Here is a 3,888-nt window from a genome sequence, read left to right as displayed (position 1 = left end):
ATTCATCGTGCGATTGTAGCGCCGCGCGACGCGGTGCGTGAGAGCAGGGCCCGAAGCCGCACCGGCCAAGGCCCGCGCGGCGGCTGTTGCAAACCATCCACAGGCCGGACGGGCGATTTTCTACCCGGCTGCACCGGCCGGTTATGATCGACGACAACGTATACTCTCGGCAGTTCCCTTGAAAAGGCAGATGATGAAATTAATCGGTTCGCTCAGCAGCCCGTACGTCCGAAAGGCGCGGATCGTGCTTGCTGAAAAGAAGATCGACTACAAGCTGGAGCTCGAGGACGTGTGGGCGCCGGAGACGGATATTCATGCATCGAATCCGCTCGGCAAGGTCCCGTGCCTCGTGATGGAGGATGGTGCCGCGGTGTTCGATTCCCGCGTGATTTGCGAATACGTCGATACGCTGTCGCCGGTCGGCAAGCTGATTCCGCCGTCGGGCCGCGAGCGCGTCGAAGTGCGTTGCTGGGAGGCATTGGGCGACGGCGTGCTCGACGCAGCCGTCGCGATCCGTCTCGAACACACGATGCGCGACGAAGCGCAGCGCAGCGCGAGCTGGATCGCGCGTCAGCAACGCAAGATCGACGACGCGCTCGTCGCGATGTCGCAGGGCCTCGGCGGCAAGGCGTGGTGCGTCGGCAATCATTACACGCTCGCCGACATCGCACTCGGCTGCGCGCTCGGCTACCTCGACTTCCGGATGCCCGAGCTCAACTGGCGCGATCGCCACCCGAACCTGGACAAGCACTTCGTGAAGCTGCTGCAGCGGCAATCCTTCGCCGATACGCTGCCGCCGCAGAGCTGAGCCGGCCCGGTCCTCACGCATTCGGCAGACGAAAGAAAAGCGCCCCGCGGGGCGCTTTTCTTTTTGCGGCGCAGGCCGCCCGCCGCCGGAGCGGGGCGGCCGCCTGCATCAGTCGATCGACGCGTACACCGCTTCGCCGAGCGTGAACGAGTCGCTGCGGGCGATCGGCCACCACTTGTCGTACAGCGAGAAGCCGCAGGTCTGGCCGTCGAGCAGCGCACCGGGTTTCAGGTACTTCAGCAGTTGCGACATCAGCCGCACCTCGTGCGGCGCGACCCGCTGCACGATGTGATGCGCCCGCAGCTCGGACGGATGGGCGAGGCCGGCCGCCTGCACGAGTTCCTGCAGCGCATGCAGCGTATTGCGATGGAAGTTGTACACGCGCTCGGCCTTGTCGGGCACGACGAGCGCACGCTGGCGCACCGGGTCCTGCGTCGCGACGCCGGTCGGGCAGCGGTCGGTGTGGCAGTGCTGCGCCTGGATGCAGCCGACCGCGAACATGAAGCCGCGCGCCGAATTCACCCAGTCCGCGCCGATCGCGAGCGTGCGCGCGATGTCGAACGCCGTGATGATCTTGCCGCTGGCGCCGAGCTTCACGCGATCGCGCACGCCGATGCCGACGAGCGTGTTGTGCACGAGCAGCAGCCCCTCCTGCAGCGGCACGCCGACGTGGTCGGTGAATTCGAGCGGTGCCGCGCCGGTGCCGCCTTCCGCGCCGTCGACGACGATGAAGTCGGGCACGATGCCCGTCTCGAGCATCGCTTTCGCGATCCCGAAGAATTCCCACGGATGGCCGATGCACAGCTTGAAGCCGGTCGGCTTGCCGCCGGACAGCGTGCGCAGCCGCTCGACGAATTCGAGCAGCCCGCGCGGCGTCGAGAATTCCGAGTGCGTCGCGGGCGAGATGCAGTCCTTGCCCATCGGCACGCCGCGCGTCTCGGCGATTTCCGGCGTGATCTTCGCGGCCGGCAGCACGCCGCCGTGGCCGGGCTTCGCGCCCTGCGACAGCTTCACCTCGATCATCTTGACCTGCGGATCGGCGGCCTGTTTCGCGAACTTGTCGGGGTTGAATGTGCCGTCGTCGTTGCGGCAGCCGAAGTAGCCGGACGCGATTTCCCAGATGATGTCGCCGCCGTTCTCGCGGTGGTACTTCGACAGCGAGCCTTCGCCGGTGTCGTGCGCGAAGCCGCCTTTCTTCGCGCCGAGGTTCAGCGAGCGGATCGCGTTCGCGGACAGCGAGCCGAAGCTCATCGCCGAGATGTTGAAGATCGAAATGTCGTACGGTTGCGCGCGCGTCGCGCCGACGCGGATGCGGAAATCGTGGTTCGGCAGCTTCGTCGGCGCGAGCGAATGGCTGATCCATTCGTGCGCGACGGCCTTCACGTTCAGCTCGGTGCCGTACGGGCGGTTGTCGGCGACGTTCTTCGCGCGCTGGTAGACGAGGCTGCGCTGCGCACGCGAGAACGGCTTCTCGTCGGTGTCGTCCTCGACGAAGTATTGGCGGATTTCAGGTCGGATGAATTCGAACAGGAAGCGGAAGTGGCCCCAGAGCGGGTAGTTCCGCAGGATCGCGTGGCGGTCCTGGTTCAGGTCGTACAGGCCGAGCGCGACGAGGGCGATGGGGAGGATGATCCACAGCCACGAAAGCACGTGGATCGACGCGAGTGCGGCCGCGGCGATGAGCAGCAGGACAGCACACCACATCGCGAGGTAGCGTCTTGAAAGCATGGGGACTCCGTAAGAATCTTGAAATACCGCCATGCGTACGCTGCGCGGCGGCGCGCCGGCCGCGGCGGAATCGTGTTCCGCCGGGCGCGACGTGCCGCAAGTCTAAACCGAATGGATGTCAGCGTGCTTCGGCGAGCGCCGGCGCGTGGCCCGCCGACGTGGCCTGACCGGGCTGGCCGGTGGCCGCGGATTCGATGATGCCGCCGCCGAGGCAGATCTCGCCGTCGTACAGCACGGCCGACTGGCCGGGCGTGACGGCCCATTGCGCGTCGTCGAACGCGAGCGAGAAGCGCGCTTCGCCTGCCGGGCCGGCAGCCGCCGCGCCGAACACGCACGCCGCATCGGCCTGCCGGTAGCGCGTCTTCGCACCGCACGCGAAGCCGTCCGCCGGCGGCTCGCCGGCGACCCAGCTCACGTTGCCGGCGATGAGCTCGCGCGACAGCAGCCACGGATGATCGTGGCCCTGCACGACGTACAGCGTGTTCGACGCGATGTCCTTCGCGGCGACGAACCACGGCTCGCCGCTGCCGCTCTTGCTGCCGCCGAGGCCGATGCCCTTGCGCTGGCCGAACGTGTAGAACGCGAGGCCGATGTGCTCGCCGACCACCTTGCCGTCGGGCGTCTTCATCGGGCCGGGTTTGGTCGGAAGATAGCGGTTCAGGAAATCGCGGAACGGCCGTTCGCCGATGAAGCAGATGCCGGTCGAATCCTTCTTCTTCGCGTTCGGCAGCCCGATCTGCGCGGCGATCTCGCGCACCTTCGTCTTCGGGATCTCGCCGAGCGGGAACATCGTCTTCGACAGTTGCGCCTGGTTCAGCCGGTGCAGGAAGTACGACTGGTCTTTCGTATGATCGAAGGCCTTCAGCAGTTCGAAACGCCCGTCGCGTTCGCGCACGCGCGCATAGTGGCCGGTCGCGATCATTTCCGCGTCGAGCGACATCGCGTGGTCGAGGAACGCCTTGAACTTGATCTCGGCGTTGCACAGCACGTCGGGGTTCGGCGTGCGGCCGGCCGAGTATTCGCGCAGGAACTCGGCGAATACGCGGTCCTTGTATTCCGCGGCGAAGTTGACGGCTTCCACGTCGATGCCGATCAGGTCGGCCACCGACACGACGTCGATCCAGTCCTGGCGCGTCGAGCAGTACTCGCCGTCGTCGTCGTCTTCCCAGTTCTTCATGAACAGGCCGACCACGTCGTAGCCCTGTTCCTTCAGCAGCCACGCGGTCACCGACGAATCGACGCCGCCCGACATGCCCACCACTACACGGCGCTTGCTCATTTGCTGACCGCCTGACGTTCGAATGCCTCGGGGCGCGGGGCGACCGAATGCGTGTGCACGAAATCGAGCGGAA

3 protein-coding genes and 1 pseudogene are annotated in these 3,888 nt (G+C 66.4%); 1 reads left to right on the top strand and 3 read right to left on the bottom strand.

Annotated elements, in window-relative coordinates; all coding sequences use genetic code 11:
• Positions 1-193: 193 nt before the first annotated feature.
• Complete coding sequence (locus tag JMF90_RS27710) at positions 194-808, top strand: glutathione S-transferase family protein (RefSeq protein ID WP_027813221.1); 615 nt, start codon at positions 194-196, stop codon at positions 806-808.
• Between the two features lie 108 nt (positions 809-916).
• Here the strand turns inward: JMF90_RS27710 and JMF90_RS27705 are convergent, their stop codons facing one another.
• The 3 genes and pseudogenes from JMF90_RS27705 to JMF90_RS40285 form a co-directional block, all read right to left on the bottom strand.
• The gene (locus JMF90_RS27705) at positions 917-2,536 is read right to left on the bottom strand and encodes an FMN-binding glutamate synthase family protein (protein ID WP_125380838.1); all 1,620 of its coding nucleotides are present in this window, start codon (positions 2,534-2,536) and stop codon (positions 917-919) included.
• Between the two features lie 118 nt (positions 2,537-2,654).
• On the bottom strand, positions 2,655-3,815 hold the full coding sequence (gene mnmA / locus JMF90_RS27700; protein ID WP_125380837.1) for a tRNA 2-thiouridine(34) synthase MnmA: 1,161 nt from the start codon (positions 3,813-3,815) through the stop codon (positions 2,655-2,657).
• Positions 3,812-3,888: pseudogene (locus JMF90_RS40285) on the bottom strand (NUDIX hydrolase); the annotation flags it as partial. The pseudogene JMF90_RS40285 and the gene mnmA, both read right to left, overlap by 4 nt.

The sequence above is a fragment of the Burkholderia sp. E168m23 genome (assembly GCF_016586125.1).
GTDB lineage: Bacteria > Pseudomonadota > Gammaproteobacteria > Burkholderiales > Burkholderiaceae > Burkholderia > Burkholderia orbicola.
Note: the sequence above shows the minus strand (reverse complement) of the source record. Positions and strands in the feature narration are given on the sequence as shown.